At 60.3% G+C, this 18,411-nt stretch carries 16 protein-coding genes; 8 read left to right on the top strand and 8 right to left on the bottom strand.

Translation table 11 applies throughout. From position 1 onward, the window contains the following. Nucleotides 1–71: 71 nt before the first annotated feature. From SHEL_RS08090 to SHEL_RS08105, 4 genes are all read right to left on the bottom strand, one after another. Nucleotides 72–1,589, bottom strand: a complete 1,518-nt coding sequence (locus SHEL_RS08090) for an aminotransferase class I/II-fold pyridoxal phosphate-dependent enzyme (RefSeq protein ID WP_012798777.1) — start codon at nucleotides 1,587–1,589, stop codon at nucleotides 72–74. Nucleotides 1,590–1,883: 294 nt separating this feature from the next. Further along, nucleotides 1,884–3,575 (bottom strand): FAD-dependent oxidoreductase, encoded by a 1,692-nt coding sequence (locus SHEL_RS08095; protein ID WP_012798778.1) that lies wholly within the window; start codon nucleotides 3,573–3,575, stop codon nucleotides 1,884–1,886. Nucleotides 3,576–3,579: 4 nt separating this feature from the next. Next, nucleotides 3,580–3,900, bottom strand: coding sequence for a rhodanese-like domain-containing protein (locus SHEL_RS08100; protein ID WP_012798779.1), 321 nt, complete (start codon nucleotides 3,898–3,900; stop codon nucleotides 3,580–3,582). 113 nt (nucleotides 3,901–4,013) lie between these two features. Continuing rightward, nucleotides 4,014–5,126: an aldo/keto reductase gene (locus tag SHEL_RS08105; protein WP_012798780.1), complete on the bottom strand. Its 1,113-nt coding sequence runs from the start codon at nucleotides 5,124–5,126 to the stop codon at nucleotides 4,014–4,016. Nucleotides 5,127–5,254: 128 nt separating this feature from the next. Here SHEL_RS08105 and SHEL_RS08110 point away from each other — a divergent pair, with 128 nt between their 5' ends. Beyond that, on the top strand, nucleotides 5,255–5,722 hold the full coding sequence (locus tag SHEL_RS08110) for a GNAT family N-acetyltransferase (RefSeq protein WP_012798781.1): 468 nt from the start codon (nucleotides 5,255–5,257) through the stop codon (nucleotides 5,720–5,722). 11 nt (nucleotides 5,723–5,733) lie between these two features. On the opposite strand, the gene SHEL_RS08115 is transcribed toward SHEL_RS08110, so the two are convergent. Further along, entirely contained in the window at nucleotides 5,734–7,209 is a 1,476-nt protein-coding gene (locus SHEL_RS08115; RefSeq protein ID WP_012798782.1) for a response regulator transcription factor, read from the bottom strand. An 875-nt stretch (nucleotides 7,210–8,084) separates the two neighbouring features. On the opposite strand from SHEL_RS08115, the gene SHEL_RS08125 reads away from it, so the two are divergent. The 3 genes from SHEL_RS08125 to SHEL_RS08140 all read left to right on the top strand — a co-directional run bounded on the left by SHEL_RS08125 (nucleotide 8,085) and on the right by SHEL_RS08140 (nucleotide 12,199). Next, a complete protein-coding gene (locus SHEL_RS08125) occupies nucleotides 8,085–9,887 on the top strand; it encodes an FAD-binding protein (protein ID WP_012798784.1) in 1,803 nt (600 codons plus the stop codon). A gap of 622 nt (nucleotides 9,888–10,509) precedes the next feature. Next, complete coding sequence (locus SHEL_RS14430; RefSeq protein WP_012798785.1) at nucleotides 10,510–11,310, top strand: metalloregulator ArsR/SmtB family transcription factor; 801 nt, start codon at nucleotides 10,510–10,512, stop codon at nucleotides 11,308–11,310. Between the two features lie 535 nt (nucleotides 11,311–11,845). Then, entirely contained in the window at nucleotides 11,846–12,199 is a 354-nt protein-coding gene (locus SHEL_RS08140) for a hypothetical protein (protein WP_012798786.1), read from the top strand. A 184-nt stretch (nucleotides 12,200–12,383) separates the two neighbouring features. Here the strand turns inward: SHEL_RS08140 and SHEL_RS08145 are convergent, their stop codons facing one another. The 3 genes from SHEL_RS08145 to SHEL_RS08155 all read right to left on the bottom strand — a co-directional run bounded on the left by SHEL_RS08145 (nucleotide 12,384) and on the right by SHEL_RS08155 (nucleotide 14,673). After that, nucleotides 12,384–12,767 (bottom strand): RidA family protein, encoded by a 384-nt coding sequence (locus tag SHEL_RS08145; protein WP_012798787.1) that lies wholly within the window; start codon nucleotides 12,765–12,767, stop codon nucleotides 12,384–12,386. Nucleotides 12,768–13,135: 368 nt separating this feature from the next. Then, nucleotides 13,136–13,822: an MBL fold metallo-hydrolase gene (locus tag SHEL_RS08150; protein WP_012798788.1), complete on the bottom strand. Its 687-nt coding sequence runs from the start codon at nucleotides 13,820–13,822 to the stop codon at nucleotides 13,136–13,138. Between the two features lie 47 nt (nucleotides 13,823–13,869). Next, nucleotides 13,870–14,673, bottom strand: a complete 804-nt coding sequence (locus SHEL_RS08155) for a TlyA family RNA methyltransferase (RefSeq protein WP_012798789.1) — start codon at nucleotides 14,671–14,673, stop codon at nucleotides 13,870–13,872. Between the two features lie 275 nt (nucleotides 14,674–14,948). Here SHEL_RS08155 and SHEL_RS08160 point away from each other — a divergent pair, with 275 nt between their 5' ends. The 4 genes from SHEL_RS08160 (at nucleotide 14,949) to guaA (ending at nucleotide 18,366) form a co-directional block, all read left to right on the top strand. Continuing rightward, nucleotides 14,949–16,334, top strand: coding sequence for an alpha/beta hydrolase family protein (locus SHEL_RS08160; protein WP_012798790.1), 1,386 nt, complete (start codon nucleotides 14,949–14,951; stop codon nucleotides 16,332–16,334). Between the two features lie 18 nt (nucleotides 16,335–16,352). Beyond that, on the top strand, nucleotides 16,353–16,793 hold the full coding sequence (locus tag SHEL_RS08165) for a LytTR family DNA-binding domain-containing protein (RefSeq protein WP_012798791.1): 441 nt from the start codon (nucleotides 16,353–16,355) through the stop codon (nucleotides 16,791–16,793). Nucleotides 16,794–16,796: 3 nt separating this feature from the next. Further along, nucleotides 16,797–17,237 carry a hypothetical protein gene (locus SHEL_RS08170; RefSeq protein WP_012798792.1) on the top strand — a complete coding sequence of 147 codons (441 nt, stop codon included), beginning with the start codon at nucleotides 16,797–16,799 and terminating at the stop codon, nucleotides 17,235–17,237. Nucleotides 17,238–17,382: 145 nt separating this feature from the next. Next, complete coding sequence (gene guaA, locus SHEL_RS08175) at nucleotides 17,383–18,366, top strand: glutamine-hydrolyzing GMP synthase (protein WP_012798793.1); 984 nt, start codon at nucleotides 17,383–17,385, stop codon at nucleotides 18,364–18,366. The last annotated feature ends 45 nt before the right edge of the window (nucleotides 18,367–18,411 follow it).

Consider the following 18,411-nt stretch of genomic DNA (forward strand, 5'->3'; position numbering starts at 1 on the left):
GCAGCCCCATTCAACCACGACGGGCGCCGCATAGCAACGCCCGATTTCAAGGTATGAGATTGTTGAGCCGACTACTGGCGGTAGTAGCTCAGGAAGTCCGCCAGCTTGGTCATGCACTCGGAGAGGACCTCGATGCGCGGCAGGTACACCACGCGGAAGTGGTCCGGTTCCTTCCAATTGAAACCGGAGCCCTGCACAACGAGGATCTTCTTGTCCTTGAGCAGATCCAATGCGAACTGGACGTCGTCGGTAATGTTGAACTTCTTCACATCGATCTTCGGGAAGATGTAGAACGCCGCGTCGGGCTTCACCACGCTGATGCCCGGGATGTCCTTGAGCGCGTTGTACACGTATTCACGCTGCTCGTAGATGCGGCCGCCCGGCGTGACGTAACCTTTGACGCTCTGATGGCCCCACAGCGCGGTCTGAACGATGGATTGGGCAGGCACGTTGGAGCACAAGCGCATGTTGGAAAGCATGTTAAGGCCCAGGATGTAATCCTTGGCCAGGCGTTTGTTGCCGGAAAGGACCATCCAGCCGATGCGGTAGCCGGCAATCATGTGGCTCTTGGACAGGCCGCTGAAGGTGACGCAGAACAGGTCGGGGCACATGGACGCGATGCTGATGTGCTCCTTACCGTCCATCACCAGGCGGTCGTAGATTTCATCGGAGAAGATCATGAGCTGATGCTCGCGGGCGATGTCGATGATGCCCTGCAAGATCTCCGGCGGGTAGAGGACGCCGGTGGGGTTGTTCGGGTTGATGATGACGATGGCTTTGGTGCGGTCGGTCACTTTGGAGCGCATGTCGTCGAGGTCGGGATACCAGTTGGCTTCTTCGTCGCAAATGTAATGCACGGGCTTGCCGCCTGCCAGCGTTGCGCATGCGGTCCAAAGCGGATAGTCGGGAGACGGGATGAGAATCTCGTCTCCGGAATCCAGCAGCGCCGACATACATATATTGATAAGCTCGCTGACGCCGTTGCCTGTGTAGATGTCGTCCATAGTGACGTTGGGAAGGCCCTTGATCTGCGAGTACTGCATGATGGCCTTGCGGGCGCTGAACAATCCCCTGCTGTCGGAGTAGCCTTCGCACTCCGTAAGCTGGTGGGCCATGTCGTAGACTACTTCGTCGGGCGTGCGGAATCCGAAGGGCGCCGGGTTGCCGATGTTCAATTTCAACACGTTGACGCCGTCCTGCTCCATGCGCATGGCCTCGTCGACCACAGGACCGCGGACGTCGTACAGCACGTTATCGAGCTTGGAGGATTTTTTGAAAGTACGCATGGGTCTTCCTTCCGAAGAGATAGGTTTGGAAAGTTCAATTTCAGAAACAGGCGCGGGAGCTTCAATGGCTTGAGTTTGTGCAGCTGCGCCGTTCAACAGCCAATCGGGATTGACGTGCAGCGCGTCTGCCAAGAAGTGCAACGTATCGCGTCGCGGTATGGTTTTGCCGCTCACATACTGGCTGAGCTGGCTTTTCCCTAGTTTTTGCTCTGCCGCCGCAGCCAATCGCAGCAAATCCGCCTGCTTAAGGCCTTGTTCAGCCATGGACCGCTTCAGCCGCTCCGCAAAAGTCGTGCTTGCCATCTCGCCTCCTTCGTTCAATTCAGAAGTTCAATTTTGTATGGAAGGAGGATACCGCGCACTACGACGAAAAGAAAGCAAAAGTTCAATTTATGGACAAAACGGGACAACCTTTCGGTCAAAGTTCAATTTCGCCTCGCATGTGCACATAGATATGTCCCCACCGACTCGTTATTGTGTCAAAAGGAAACGTCCCTACTGACACATTTTTGAGTCAGTAGGGACGTTTCCGATTGACACATCGGTATCGTTTTTTATGTATTTGGGACAAAGGGGGCTGTCCCCTTTGTCCCGATTCTATTTGTCGGCGCCGCAGGGATGGGCCTGGTCGGCGGCCAAAAGGTCGGACGTCACCATGTTGTAGAAGCGGTACCCACCGGAGAAGTTGTAGCAGTCGTATCCGTTCTGGGCCAGGATGCAGCATGCCAGATAACTGCGCAGGCCGCTCTGGCACATCACATACAGCGGCTTGTCCAGCGGAATCTCGTCCAAACGGCCGCGCAGCTCATCCAAGGGGATGTTCACGAATCCTTCCGCACAGCCGCGGGCGTACTCGGCGGGCGTGCGGGCATCCAACAGCGTCACGCTTCCGTCTCGCGGCAGGTCGGCCACATCATGCCAGTGGAACTGCTTTACGCGGCCCTCTTCGATGTTCTCGATCATGAAGCCCGCCATGTTCACGGGGTCCTTGGCAGAAGAGTACGGCGGCGCGTAGGCCAGATCCAGATCTTTCAGGTCGACGGCGTTCAGACCTGCAAAAATGGCCGTCGCCAGCACGTCGATGCGCTTATCGACGCCTTCGTAACCCACAATCTGGGCACCCAGCAGACGAAGGCTGCCGCGCTCATACAGAATCTTGCAGGTCATGACCTTGCCGCCCGGATAGTAGCCCGCATGGTTCGCAGGCGACAGGACCACCTTCTCGTAATCGATGCCGGCGGCCTGGGCCAGCTTCTCGTTGATGCCGGTAGTGGCGGCCGTCATGTTGAACAGCTTGATCACCGAGGAGCGCTGCGAGCCGCGGTAGTAGCTGTAACCGCCGCAGATGTTGTCCGCAGCGATGCGCCCCTGTTTGTTCGCGGGGCCCGCCAGCGGCACCAGGGCATCCAGCCCCGTAACGGCGTCGACGACCTGCACGGCGTCGCCCACCGCATAGATGTCGGGAACGGAGGTCTCCATGCGGTCGTTCACCACGATGGAACCCTTCGGACCCATCTCAAGGCCGGCCGCCTGGGCGATGGCCGTGTCGGGCGTCACGCCGATGGCCAGCACCACCATGTCCGAAACCAGGGGCTCCTCCCCTTCCAGCAGCGTGGACACCTTGCCGTCGCGCTCTTCAAACCCGGCCACAGAACTGCCAAGCTTCAGCCCGATGCCGTGGCTGCGCAGCAGCGCATGCAGCTGGCAGGCCATGTCGGCATCCAGCGGCGCCAGCACCTGCTTCGGGCGCTGCACGATGGTGACCTCGACGCCCATCTCACACAGATTCTCGGCCACTTCCAGACCGATGAAGCCGCCGCCTGCGACGACGGCCGACTTCGGCGCCTTCTCCACCACGAAGTTGCGCATGGCGAAGGTGTCCTCGACCGTACGCAGGGTGAACACGCGCTTGCCGTCCACACCCGCCAGGCGCGGCACGGTGGGCTTGGCCCCGGGCGACAGCAACAGCTTGTCGTAGGGTTCGTCGAACACCTCGCCGGTTTCCAGATTGCGCACGGTCACGGTCTTTAGATCAGGGTTAATGGCCTCGACCTCATGATGCACGCGCATGTCCACACGGAACCTGCGCAGGAAGCTTTCAGGGGTCTGAAGCGTCAGGGCGCCCGGATCGGTGATCACGCCGCCCACAAAGTACGGCAGACCGCAATTGGCATACGACACGTACCCCGTGCGCTCGAACACGATGATTTCCGCGGTTTCATCCAAACGCCTGATGCGCGCGGCCGCAGAAGCTCCGCCCGCCACTCCGCCGACGATGACTACCTTCATGGTCCTACCTTTCAACAGGTCCGCGATATCCGGAGATGCCGCCGATCGATTTCACGTTTTCGTATCCCATGGCGCGCATGGACAGTTCGGCCTTGTCGGCCCGCCCGCCGCCGAAGCAGTAGATGAAGACGGGCGTCGACTTGTCCGGCACCACGGCTTCGACCTCGGAAATCCGCTTCACGCTCAGGTTGACCGCTCCGGGTATGCGACCGCGGGCGAATTCGTCCGGCTCGCGCACATCCAGCAGCACCGCACCCGGCATGTCCGCGCAGGCCTTCGCCCCATCGTTGATATTCGGTCTTGAGAACATGTCGAAGAGCCCCATTGGCATACCTCCAAGATCGGTCGGACGGACCGCTAGATTATCCCATATTTATATATGTTGGCGATGGCGGCACCAGAGAAGCGGCCGCGGCGACCAGCCGTTCGGACCCTTCCCTATTCGAACAGTTCGGCTGCCTTTTCCAGCTCGTCCATAACGGCGATGTGCTGCGGGCAGGCGTCTTCGCACTGGCCGCAATGGATGCAGTCGCTGGCTTTGCCGTAGCTCTGAACGTTCATCTTATACGTGCGTTTCGCCCGGTCGTTGCCGAATTGCGCGCCCCGGTTCACAGCGTCGAAAATGCCGGCGATGTTGATGTTCATGGGGCATTCCTTCATGCAGTACTTGCAGCTGGTGCACGGCACGGCGATGGCGTCGGCCAACGCCCGCTGAGCCTTCTCCAACGTGGATCGCTCGGCCTCTGTCAGCGGCTTGAACGCCTGGTAGGTGGCGATGTTTTGACGCATCTGCTCCAGCGAGGACATGCCGGAAAGCGTGGTGATGGTGCCTTCCAGCCCCCAGACGAAGCGAAGCGCCCATTCCACGGGGGTCATATTCGACCCGGAGCCGTTCAGCACGTCGGCCACAACGGCCGGCGGGTCGGCCAGCGTGCCGCCGCGGACCGGCTCCATGATGATGACCGGCAGACCGTGCTTGCGCGCCACCTCGTAGCACTTGCGGGATTGGATGGCCTCGTTTTCCCAATCCGCGTAGTTGATCTGCAGCTGCACGAACTCCATCTCGGGATGAAGCCCGATGATCCGCTCCAGTTCGTCGGCGGTGTCGTGCAGCGAGAACCCGATGTGCTTGACCTTGCCTTCCGCCTTGAGCTGCTTCACGAAATCCCACATGCCGAAATCGTCGAACACCTTCGTGCGGTTGTTCCCCACGTTGTGAATCAGGTAGAAGTCGAAATAGCCCGCGCCGGTGGTCTCCAGGCTCACATCGAAATCGGCCTTCGCCTCTTCAGCGGTCTTTTCGCCGATCCAGGCCGCATTCTTGGTCGCAAGCTGATAACTCTCCCGAGGATAGCGGTCGACCAGCGCCGCCTTGATGGTGGCTTCGCTTGAACCGTACGCACGGGCCGTGTCGAAATAGGTAAGCCCCGCGTCCAAAAAGGCGTCGACCATCTGCTTGACCTGCTCGACGTCGTCGGTGCCGTCCTCCAGCTTCGGCAGACGCATCAGCCCGAAACCCAGTTTGGGAATGGATTCGCCCAGGTAGCTCATGGTTCCCCCTTAGAACGCCGGTTTGTTCGCTTTACGGTTGTTTATTATACGCGCACCGCATTACACGTCGAATCGGAACCTTCGTTCATGTATACTCGCATCCGTTGTTCGATTGGAAACGGAGTTTCATGGCCGCAAGCAAAGTGCATATCACCCTCCGCGTCATGACCGCAGACGACTACGACGGCGTCTACGATCTGTGGAAGCGCACCTCGGGCTTCGCCCTGCGGTCGACCGACGATTCCCGCGAATACGTCGAACGGTTCCTGCGCCGCAACCCCACCACCAGCGTCGTCGCTCTGGACGGCGAACGCATCGTGGGCACCATCCTGTGCGGGCACGACGGCCGCCAGGGCAGCATGTACCACGTCGCCGTGGACAGCGACTACCGCGAGCACCACATCGGACGCAAGATGGTGGATTTCTGTCTGGAAGCCCTGAAGGCCGAAAAGATCAGCAAGGTCACGCTGGTGGCCTTCGAAAGCAACGAGGGCGGCAACCGCTTTTGGCAGCGCCTCGGCTGGATCCCCCGTCCAGACCTGAACACCTACGAGATCATCATCGGCGACGATTACGTCATCCACGTGGTGGACTGACGCCGCGACCCCTACTGCATCTGCTCCCGGTCGAACAGACCGATGATTTCCTCACGGTTATGCACGTCGCATTTGCGGTAGATGCTGCGCATGTGCGTCTTGACCGTGGATTCCGAGATGAACAAAGTGTCTTGGATGTATTTCAGCCCGTGCCCGGTCACCCACAGCTTGAACACGTCCGATTCGCGGCGCGACAGCCCATGGGCCTCCACGAAGGCCGCGGCACGGGCATCGAACGAAGCCTGGGCACCCGCCGCATCCACCGGTGCGTCTTGGGGTTCTCCGGATTCCGCCTCATTTCCACCAGCCGCATCCGACGCGTCTTCTCCAGAATCCATCGAGTCCTCACCCAAATCGAGCACGAACAGTCCGTCGGAAAACGCGAACCCCACCGCAACGATAATCAGCAGCACGACCACCCCGAGGAACATCGGCGTGTCCGAAATGAACGGCGCCACATTGTGGCCCAGCACGTTGCCCAAGCATTCGGCGAGCCAGCCCATGGCGAACACCGCGAACGGGGCCACCGGCGTGGACTTCGCACTAAGCGCCAGCACGACCCACAGAAGAACGTCCGCCGCAATGTAGGAATAGAACACTAGCGACGACCGCACGCCTCCGAAATAGGCGATCAGGAATGCGCCGCCGGCCAACACCAGAAGGAAACACTTGTACAGAAGCGATGCGTCGAAGCGCTTCTTCACGACCAGGGAACTCGCGATGAAGAACAGGCCCAGGCCGATGGGCAGCACAAGATAGACCGGGGACATCACCGTGCCGAAACGGTCCATGTCCGGCGCGATGACGCTGATGGACCCGATGACGAAGAACACGATCACCACGCCCAGCAGCGTGCGTCGGGTAATCGCTTCGGAGGTAACGCGCATGAAGCTGGCCGAACCCGTCGAGTCATGTCGCATGACCCCGTCCGACGTCGAGCTGGAACCGTCGGCACAGGAGAGCATCGGCAGCAGTGCGAAAGAGACGAGCGGCGCCGCCACCGCCACCAGGCTTTCGATTTCGGCGGGCAGGCCCAGCACGAAAAAGCATATGACGGAACTTGCCATCAAAGCGAAGCCCGACAGCATGACGATGGCGCGCGCAGACAGTCTGACGAACGCATCGAACCAGGTCATGATGAGGATGATGGCGAAGAATCCCGAAACCGCCAGCCCGACGGAGCGCATCGGCCCTACCGCGGCGACCACTGGATAGGTGCACAAAAACGTGCCCACCGACATGCCGGTTGCCGCCAGAGCCGAGAAGGTGGTGCGCCCGTTGAACGCCGGGAGTTTGCCGCGGAAGAGCAGCAGGCCCAAACAGGCGATCACGCCCGAAAGCATCGACCCGGTGACGACATGCGTGCCCTGGGCCTGCACCAACGTCGGCGAAAGCAACACGACGGTGGCCCACACGCTGGTAAGGCTGTACCCAAGCGTATATGCGATATGTTCAGGCCGCACGCCGATGGCTGACGCATGCGTCACGATGATCCCTCCTCATTATTGAGGTTCCATTATTCCACAGAAACGAATGAACGAACATAACGATTGAAAAAAGCGTCCGAGAACTGTCGATCCGCATCGACTCTGCCTGCGTTGGCGCTTATAACACGAGTTCAAGAAGCCATCTGCCCTCCTGGCGTCACGGCGAACCTCAGAGCGGGACCTCAGCTACCTTATCCAGCATGGAGTCAAGGACCTCCGTCATGCAGACAAGATTTGGGGCTTGTGGCATCCGGACCGAAGGATTGCGAACCCCTTCCGAAAGCCCTTTGCAACGAAAATGGGAATTCGTGCGCACTTAGGGGGATAATCTGCACGCACTCGACCGATCTTGGTCGTCTTCGCCCATATCGGACAAATGTTAGACCACACTATTAGTTGTTCTGTGGCGTATTTACCACCTGTACAACCTTTTGCAACGCACAGTTGAGAGATTTGCGGCAGATTATCCCCTCAAGTGCGCTCGAAAACCAAATCTCGTTGCACGGACGCTCCGATCCACGCCTGACGAGCCCGAAACACCGCCCACCCGCGACTCCGACCGCAATCCGCATGCTCCGATAGCCCCGAACGACCCACGGCGCGACCACGTTCGTCTTTTCCATCCTGCCGAGGCTGGACAACACTCTGGCTTTTGGGCCATCAGCCACCAACACCTGCCTGAGCTGGTTATTTGCCGCACTCATCATCCACAGTCGAGAGAAAATCAACCCTTTCGGTCGATACACCAGACCCTCGTCCCCGGCGTTTTTCGACCATGGCGGTCGGTTTCAAAACCAGGAAAACGGTGCATAGTTCGGGTTGTCCGACAAAGGCGCATCGTGGGAGGGTGCGCCGACCTCAGAAAGGTGGAGATCATGTCCAAGAACACCAAGAACCTGTCCCGTCGCGGATTCCTGTCCGGCGCCGCCCTCGCAGGCGTAGCCGCGGCCGGCTTGGCCGCATGCTCGCCCAGCGCATCCGGCACGGGCGAAAGCGCAGCCGCCGCCGACGGCGAAACCGCTGCAGCAGCAACCGGCGAAGGCACCCTCGGATACGACGGCACCGGCAACATGCCCTGGCTCGGCGAGATGCCCGTCATCGACGATGCTTCCGTTGAGGAAGAGCTCGACGCCGACGTTCTGGTCATCGGTCTGGGCGCAGCCGGCGTGCCTGCATGCCGCGCTGCTGCGGAAGCCGGCGCCAAGGTCGTGGCCTTCGAAGCCTCTTCCCATCTGAACAGCGTCGCCAGCGACATGGCCATCCTCGGCGGCGAGACCCAGGCCATGTGGGGCCGCGGCGAAGGCTACATCGACCGCTGGACCATCATCAACGAGCACATGAAGGAATGCAGCCACCACGGCAACTACGCCATCATGAACCGCTGGGCCGACGTGTCCGGCGCGGCTCTGGACTGGTTCGTGGCCGGCAGCCCCAGCCTGTACTTCGTGAAGGATGACGCCTACGAGGAGATTCCCGAAGAGGGCCAGGCCAACTACATGTTCCCCTACTGCTACCCCGTGCCCGACACCTATGACTGGACCAAAGAGGAGATGCCCTGCTATCCCACGTCCGTCGGTTTCAGTAGCCTGGGTACCGTCATGAAGGACAACCTGCAGATCGCCATCGACGCCGGCGCCGACATCCGCTACGACACCCGCGGCATCGAGCTGATCACCGACGACTCCGGAGCCGTCATCGGCGCATACGGCCAGGCGAAGGGATCCGAGGGCTACATCAAGGTGAACGCGCCCGCCGTCATCCTGGCAACCGGCGACTACCTGGCCAACGAGGACATGATGAAGTACTTCGCCCCCGAGTGCATCGAGAACCAGATCCCCATTCTGAGCCTTGATATGGACGCCGACGGCAACTACACCAACGTGGGCGACGGCCACAAGATGGGCGCCTGGGTCGGCGGCGCCATCGAGCAGTGGCACGCACCCATCATCCACCACATGGGCGGCGGTGCAGGCCCCGACGGCCGCGGCGTCATCGGCAACAACGGCTACCTGTGGCTGAACCTGCGCGGCGAGCGCTTCATGAACGAGGACCTGCCCGGCCAGCAGCTGGAGAACCAGGTGGAGCTGCAGCCGCAGCGCAAGGCCTACCAGTTCTTCGATTCGAAGTGGCCCGAGCAGCTGGCCTACTTCCCCATGGCCCACGGCGTCGCCTGCATCTACCGTGAGGAAGCCCTGCCCGATTACACCGCATCCGGCCTGCGCATCAACGTCCGCACCAAGGAGGACATCGACGCAGCCATCGCCGACGGCCGCTGCCTGACCGCAGACACCGTCGAGGACCTGCTCGCCCAGATCGAAGGCATGGACGTGGAAACCGCCAAGGCCTCCATCGAGCGCTACAACGAGCTGTGCAACGCCGGCCAGGACTCCGACTTCGGCAAGGCCAGCCAGCGCCTGTTCGCCCTGGAGAACGGCCCGTTCTACGCCGCCGAATGCGGCTGCGCCCTGACCCTGGGCAACCTGGGCGGCTTCGAATCCGACGCCGACTGCCACGTGTACAACACCGACCGCGAGCGCATCCCCGGCCTGTACGTGTGCGGCGCTCCGCAGGGCGGCCGCTTCAACGTCCAGTATCCCATCTCGCTCAAGGGCCTGAGCTGCGGTATGTGCATGGTCTTCGGCATGATCGCAGGCCAGAACGCTGCCGCCTTGGCATAACCGAACCGCTTTTCAGCATCGGGCGGCCCACCCCTCCACCTGTCAGCCCCGATGGAAAAGAAACGGCACCCTCCTGCAGGGTGCCGTTTTTCATTCCTAGACCCGGCATCATGCCGGCCTGGTGGTATCCGACTGCGCGTCCAACAACAAACGCTGCTGTGCAACGAGTTTTCAGCCTGTGGAGCACTTGAGGGGGATAATCCGCGCATAAAGACTTGTAACGCGACCCTCGGAACCCATTTGCGGACATGTTTCGCCACAGTTTTATCGGTTTGTTGCATAAAAGTAAGCGACGTTGCATCGCCTCTCGAGAGCACCACGAAGGCAATTCCGGGCGGATTATCCCCCTCAAGTGCTCCTTGGATCGGTTTTTCGTTGCACGACGCCCTCGCTAGGAGCCGCGAACAAAGCGAAACGGCGGTCTTTCGAAGGAACACCCTCGGCATCGGCCCATGCAGGAATGCAAGACACGGCTGCCCCGGTATCGGCTGCTCCTCAGACCCGAAGGACACGCGGACCCACAGACCGGATGTCGAAATTCTTCCTTTTGACTATGATGACTTGCATATAGAAAAGATTGGTATACCATGCGATTAAGTGACGACTTAATTAAAGGAGGAACGTGGCCGATCTGGAATCACTCTTCAAGGCACTGGGGGAACCGACTCGCCTGAAAATCGTGCGCCTGCTCACCGAGCGGCATCACTGCGCACGCTCGCTTTCCCAAACGTTGGGCATCAGCGAACCGGCCGTTTCCCAGCATATGACCGTTTTGAAACGCGTGGGGCTGGTAAGCTCCTATCGACATGGATATCACATGCATTACGTGCTCAACACTGAGGCCTTGGCCGAGCTTTCAGACGAGCTACACCTGTGGCAGGAACGCGCCGAGAATGTCCTGAGCTGCCACTCGCAGCAGGAATCCTGCGCGTACCTGCTCGGCGACGGCACAAGCGGCTGCCTGTACGGCATTGCCAATGCCGCCGAACCCATCGACGCAAAGAAATCAGAAACCAATAGCGGCGAAGCCGCTCAAACCGAACCAGATGAAAGGACATCCATGAGAATCGCCATCCCCTCCGAAACCGATGCCGGCCTGCAGAGTGTCCGCAGCGGACATTTCGGCCATGCGCCCTACTTCACCATCGTGACGATTGAAGACCGCCAGGTCAAAGATGTCGAAGTGGTCAAGAACGTCGACCACGACCAGTACGGCTGCGGCGGCGTGATCCAGTACGCCCTTACCCTGGGCATCGACGGCATCCTGACCGTCGGCATGGGTATGCCTCCCTACACCGCATTCACGAACAACGGCATCACCGTGTACTCCGAGACCAACACCCCCATGGTGGGCGATGTCGCCCAGCTGTTCGCACTGGGCCTGGTCATGCCCATGGATCCGAACAAGGCCTGCAGGCACTAACCCGCACACAGCCGAACCAACAAGAACCTCCCCTCCTTCCTTCAGGGCCGGCGGTGCGTAACCGCCGGCCCTTCATGTATACGCCTGCATCTCGGGGCGCACACCAAGGCGGCGCGCGAGTCCCCGAAGATCGCTGTTCTTGATCGGGGCGCATGACCGCCCAGCGCGTGATGCCCCGACGCACAGCCGTCCTCGATCGGGGCATACGCTCGGCTGGTGCGCAAGGTCTTGAGTGCGACCCCTTCGAACTGAAGAACACGCTGCGGCATAAGTCCCTCATCCCATACGCAAGGGTCAATTGCCACAGTATTCTCCTACCCGTCCCATTAAGAATCACGTGACGCTTTTCTGCGATACAATGCCCACAGGCTGTATCTGCGACAAAAGGGTCCCATCTGCAAGCAGGACCTATTGCCCAGCCGGTTTCTCACACACCATATCTGCACCTATGCAAGCAACGACCGCACAGCCTGTGGTCTGGTTTTTTACACTCATTACGCTTATTGCCCGTGCAAGGGTTGGGAAAGGATTCATCATGGACTTCAAGGACATCACCGCTGAGCAGATTATGGCCGCCATGAAGGCAGGTTCTCGCGAAGAAATCAAGGCGTACCTCGCCGAACAGGGCATCGAGCTGCCCGCCAAGGCTCCTTGGACGGTTCATTTCACCGAGAAGAACGTCAAGGACAACGCCATGAAGCTGTGGAACAAGGCCATGATCGAGCCGCGCGTCCTGTGCGCCGACGACGAGCACGACTTCCAGCGTGAAGGCAGCGCTGAGATGGAGCGCACCGCCGCAACCGGCACCGGCTCCTCCTTCAGGTACGCCCTCAAATGCACCAAGTGCGGCGCCGTCAAGTGGATCAGCGAAATGCCCGTCGAGGCGTAAGCTTCCACCACACATAACACTTGCCAAATCCCGCCGGCCGTCTATTCTCCTTCGACGGCCGGCGGTTTTTTATGCCCGCGAAGCTCTTGGGCCGTTTCGGCGAATGGAAACGACAAGGGGACGCATCCGATCGGCGCGAAACGACCGAATGCGCCCCCCTTTAAGAACGTTTGCCTTAAGCAAACTAGATGCGGGCTACAGCCTTGATCTCGACCCTGGCGCCCAAAGGCAGCGCGCCCACTTGGAAAGCGGCGCGAGCGGGATACGGCTCGCTGAAGAACTCGGAGTAGACGGCGTTCATGGCCGCGAAATCGGCGATGTCGGCCAGAAGAACCGTGGTCTCCACCACAGAAGACATGTCGGTGCCTGCCTCTTCCAGGATGACCTTCATGTTGGTCAGGCTTTGGCGGGTCTGACTTTCGATGTCGTCACCAGGAAATTTCCCGGTTGCCGGGTCGATGGGCAGCTGGCCCGAAATGTTGATGGAAACGCCCTCCGCGCGGATCGCCTGGCTGTACGGACCGACTGCGGCAGGCGCCTTGGGAGAAGCAATGGCTTGGTTGTTCATGACGGTAGACCTCTCTTCCGATTCGATTTCCGACCGATACGTTCGCGACCGGGGTTATCAACGTTCGATGCGTCGTTCGGCGACGACCTCGGTGATTTCTCTGCAGACGAACGAGAATCAATCGCACCTCGATACTTCGAACCCATCAAATCAGGCCGATTCCACGTTCCGCTGCTGATTCGCAACGGAAACCATCCGATTCAGCGGCGGACCCGCACGGCGAAAACGGCAACCATCCCAGAGTAGATCAGGTCCACCGACCGCACGACGGTAACGAAGCGCAGACAAACAAACAGGCCTGCCGCCGAAATATCGGCGTCAGGTCTGAACAATGACAAAAAGGTTCGGGGGAACGTCACGCAGCCGGGCTACTCGCCCATGATGACTGCCGAGGCGATTGGCGAAGCGATGCCCACCTGGCAGGCCGCGAGCTCGTCGGCAAAGCGCTTGCCGCAATCGGCGTCGCCCGCCACCGTGCCGTAGTGCATAGGCACCGCGACCGTTGGAACAACCGAAAGCGCGCAGGTCACAGCCTCGTCCACGTTCATCGTGTACGTGCCGCCCACGGGAATGAGCAACACGTCGCAATCCACGTGCTCGTTGTCGGGGTTCTGGTCGGTATCGCCCATATGGAAGTAGAGCTTGCCGTCAACGCTGACGATGTAGCCCAGCCAGCCGTTTGCCTTGGGATGGAACTTCTTACCGATGTTGTAGGAAGGAACCGTCTCGACGGATACCGTATCGCTCAACGCGACGGAATCGCCTATGGCAAGAACGAAGGTCTCGACGTCGGGAAGCGCGGCAGCATCCTTGGCCGTGCTTTCCGGGGTGCCCACGCGGGTGCCGGGCTTGGACACCTTCGCGATGTCCTCGGGCGAGAAGTGGTCGTAGTGGTCGTGAGTGACCAGCACCACATCGGCGTCGTGGGGCTCATCAGGAACATCGTAAGGATCGACGTACACCACGAATCCGTCGGACGCCTCTAGGCGCACGCAGCTGTGGGTGATCAGTCGGACCGGCTTCAAGAGCTTATGTATGTCGGCATCAGCGTTCATGGTTCTCTTTTCTCTTCGGTTACATGATGCCCCTACAGTTTATCCGTTTAACCTGCATGTACGGCATGAGCCGCCTGCACAAGCGCGGGAATGTCGAAAATCGGCACAGATTCGTCTGGCGACGGCGAACCCTTGCGGATGTGCATGAGATATTCGATGTTGCCGTCTCCGCCGGAAATGGGCGAAAAGTCCAGGCCGCACACCGTAAACCCGGCGCACTGCGCCTCGGAAAGCACCTGTTCGATAACGGATTGGTGCACCCGAACGTCCTTTACCACACCCTTTTTGTTCAAGGCGGTGCGGCCCGCTTCGAACTGAGGCTTGATCAAGCACACCGCCGAGGCGCCTTCGCGAATCATGCCCGCCATGGGCGTAAGCACTTTGTCAAGCGAAATGAACGAAACGTCCGTCGCCGCGAAATCCGCAGGCCCTCCCAGGGTTTCGGACGTGACCGAACGAGCGTCGATGCCCTCGAGGCTCACCACCCGGGGGTCAGCCAGAAGCTTCGGGGCCAGCTGGTCGTGACCGACGTCGATGGAGAACACGCGCGCCGCTCCGAACGACAGCATGCAATCGGTGAACCCGCCCGTAGACGAGCCCACATCCACGCAGGTCATACCCTGTATATCCAGACCGAACGCCCGCAGGGCATGTTCGAGCTTCAATCCCCCGCGGCCCACATACGCGCAAGCCGTGCCCTGCACCTCGATAGCATCGCCGTCGTCAACACCAAGACTCGCCTTTGTCACATTCCGTCCGTTGACGAACACCAGTCCCGCCGCAATCGACGCCTTCGCCTTGGCCCGAGAGGGCTCAAGGCCGCGCTCCACCAGCGCCACATCCAAACGCATACCCAACACAGTCCCTTTCCACGTACCCACACACATTGTACCAACGCGCATTCGGAAAGAGGTACGGCAATCGGCATGGCGCCGCGCGGGTCTGCGGAGCTTCAAAAGGACATCAGCCGACAGCGTCGCGACACGGGTTTTCGGGCTGGCCCCTGTTCATGTTTGCAGTCAACCGTGCATCTTATTGGCCCAGAATGCATCTTGGCGCCACGCGGTCGAACGACGACAACTCGACAGATACAATGCCGCCGAATCCAATAAGAAAGGCAGCAACCATGGGTTTGGCGGTGTTCGTTGTATTGGCGGCTTTGGAAATCGCGCTCGCGGTGCGGACATACACGAAGAGGCACGAAAACTCGAAGCAGCGAGAGGCCCGCATCTTCGTCCGCGTAGTCCAGCTGGCTGTGGTATCGGTTGCGCTGATTGTGCCCACCGGGCAGAAATGGCGGTTCGTTCCTGTGCTCTGCTTCCTGACATTGCTGCTGGTCATCGCAGTCATAGTTGCGCTGGCCAAACGGAACATTGCAGGCAAGCCCCGCAAGCAAGCCGGCGTTATTGCCTCCTGCGTGGCGTGCGTGTCAGCGCTGAGCGTTCTGCTGGTTCCCGCATTCGTGTTCACGGGATATTCCGGTCTGCCGACCACAGGCGAATACCAGGTCGCGGAAACCTCCGCCATTCTGGTCGACGGCTCGCGCATCGACCCGTTCGAGCAAGACGGAAGCGCCCGCGAAGTGCCGGTCCACTTCTATTACCCCGCTGCCACGAACGGCCACGCAAGCGAGTTTCCGCTGGTCGTGTTCTCGCACGGCGCATTCGGCTACTATCAGAACAACACCTCCACATACATGGAGCTCGCAAGCAACGGTTACGTTGTCGTGGCGCTGGACCATCCGCACCATGCCTTCTTCACCACCGACACCACCGGGCAGACGGTCATCGTCAACCGGGATTTCCTGAACACCGCGCTCGACATCTCGTCGCAGGACGCCACCAAGCTGGACCCGCAGGAGCAGCTCGCCATCTATCAGGATTGGATGGCACTGCGCACGGCGGACATGGGATTCGTGCTTGATGAGCTGGAGCAGGCCGGCGAAAGCGCCGTGCTGGACGGCAGCTGGTTTACAGCGGACAACAACGACGATGAAATCCTGGGCATCCTGGGCACCATCGACTACTCGAAAATCGGCCTGATGGGACACTCCATGGGCGGCGCGACCAGCGTTCAGCTGGGGCGCGAGCGCGACGACGTAACGGCCGTCATCGATCTGGACGGCACGATGCTCGGAGAGTACACGGGCGTATCCGACGGCAAACTCACCGTAAACGAAGAGCCCTACACGGTTCCCGTGCTTGAATTCGTGAACTGGGAGACCTATAACGAATTGGCCAAAGGTATGGAGGAGTTCCGCGCAGAAGGCGGCGCGTACGCCAACGACGAGCTGATGCGCAACGCTGCGGACGGCTACACCGTCACAATTCGCGACACGGAGCACATGGACTTCACCGACCTGCCGCTGCTGTCCCCCACCCTGGGCAACATGCTGGGCAGTGGCGAGCGCGACTCAGCGGAGACGATGACCATCGTCAACTCGGTTGTGCTGGACTTTTTCGACTGCTATCTGAAAGGACAGGGCGCTTTCTCGGTGCAAGACGTGTACTGATCGCCCGCGAAACGAAACATGGATGTTGAAATCGAACGCATTGGCGAAGGCGAAAAGGAGCTCGTCCTGATCCGCTGCCGCGCGGTGACCGACGAAGTGCGCGAAATCGCCGACTTCGTCAAGTCACGCCAAGGCAGGCTGATGGGCGTGCTGGAAGGCATGCAGTACGAGGTGCCGCTGCCGGACGTGCATTACATCGAGTCGGTGGACGGCAGAACCTTTCTGTACACGAAAGACCAGGTCTTCGAGACGCCGTACCGCATTTACGAACTTGAAAACCGGCTTGCAGGCAAGCAATTCCTGCGCATCTCGAAGTCGATGCTGCTGAACCTGATGAAGGTGGGTTCCATCCGGCCGGCGTTCAACGGACGCTTCGTGGCCGTGTTGCGGTCGGGTGAGGAAGTTATCGTATCCCGCAGCTACGTAAAGGGTCTCAAAGCCGCTCTGAGAGGAGAATAGAGCATGGACCTGAAGCAGTTTCTTGTTCAAAAACTGTCGCTGTTCTTTATGCTGACCACTCTGATCACCCTTGTGATATGCGCGTTCGGGCTGTACTTGGACGCGGATGCGCAGTTCGGCTACAACGAGCTGCTGACGCCCGTGCGCATCGCCGCCCTGTGCGTGATTCCCACGCTGGTGACGTATTCGCGCCATGAGCTTACGCCCCGCCAGATGAAGGCGCGCATGGCGCTGGAGCTGGCACTAATCGAAGCGGTCGTGCTTGCCCTTGCGTTCACGAGCCCCGCCATCGACACGGACCGGGCGTCGGTGGTTGCGGCCATTGCGGGCAGCGTGCTGGGGATTTACGTGCTGGCCAGGCTTTTCTCGTGGCTGCACGACTCCGCCCAAGCCCGCGAGCTGAACGCCGAGCTGGCCCGATTCCAACAACTCTTTGAGGAATAACCCGCAGCTGAACCGTGGACAGGAGACGCAGGTTCGCTCAACAAAGCACAAACCTACCTATGCTCCCTGCTCACCCACCCACAATACGTGTCGAATCCGTTACAATAGGCAGGTGTCTCAACCCCTACGCGCAAAGGAGCTGCCCATGGACTTCACTTCCAACAAACGCCCTGACGATATGGTGCGCATCACCACCCCCGAACTGGCCGACGCCTTCATCGAAGAGGCCGTCGCGTACACGCGCGAGCAGGTCGGCGACGGCAAGGTGCTGCTGGCACTGTCCGGCGGCGTCGACTCCAGCGTGGTCGCCGCGCTGCTGATCAAAGCCATCGGCAAGCAGCTCGTGTGCGTGCACGTGAACCATGGCCTCATGCGCAAAGGCGAATCCGAGCAGGTCATCGAGGTGTTCCAGAACCAGATGGACGCCAACCTCATCTATGTGGACGCCACCGACCGCTTCCTGGACCTGCTGGCCGGCCAGGCCGATCCCGAAACCAAGCGCCACATCATCGGCGAGGAGTTCATCAAAGTCTTCGACGAGGAGGCCGCAAAGCTTGACGGCATCGGCTTCTTGGGCCAGGGCACCATCTACCCCGACATCCTGGAGTCCGAAGCCGGCGTGAAGGCCCACCACAACGTGGGCGGGCTGCCCGAAGAGCTGAACTGGGAACTGGTCGAGCCCGTCAAACTGCTGTTCAAGGACGAGGTCCGTGTGGTCGGCAAGCAGCTGGGCCTGCCTGACGGCATGGTCTACCGCCAGCCCTTCCCCGGTCCCGGCCTGGGCGTGCGCTGCACCGGCGCCATCACCCGCGACCGTCTGGCCGCACTGCGCGAGGCGGATGCCATCGTCCGCGAAGAGATCGAAGCCGCCGGCCTTGACATCTGGCAGTACTTCGCCGTGGTGCCCGACATGCGCGCCACCGGCGTGCGCGACGGCCAGCGCGCCTACGAGTGGCCTTGCATCATCCGCTGCATCAACACGGTCGACGTCATGACCGCCGAGGTGCCCGAGCTCGACTGGGCGCTTCTTAAGAAGATCACCGACCGCATCCTGGGCGAAGTGCCCGGCATCTGCCGTGTGCTCTACGACCTGTCCCCCAAGCCCATCGGCACGGTCGAATTCGAATAACGCCTGATAACACCTGGTATGCAGAAGGCCCTTCCGATTCAACGT

The sequence above is a fragment of the Slackia heliotrinireducens DSM 20476 genome (genome assembly GCF_000023885.1).
Taxonomy (GTDB): domain Bacteria; phylum Actinomycetota; class Coriobacteriia; order Coriobacteriales; family Eggerthellaceae; genus Slackia; species Slackia heliotrinireducens.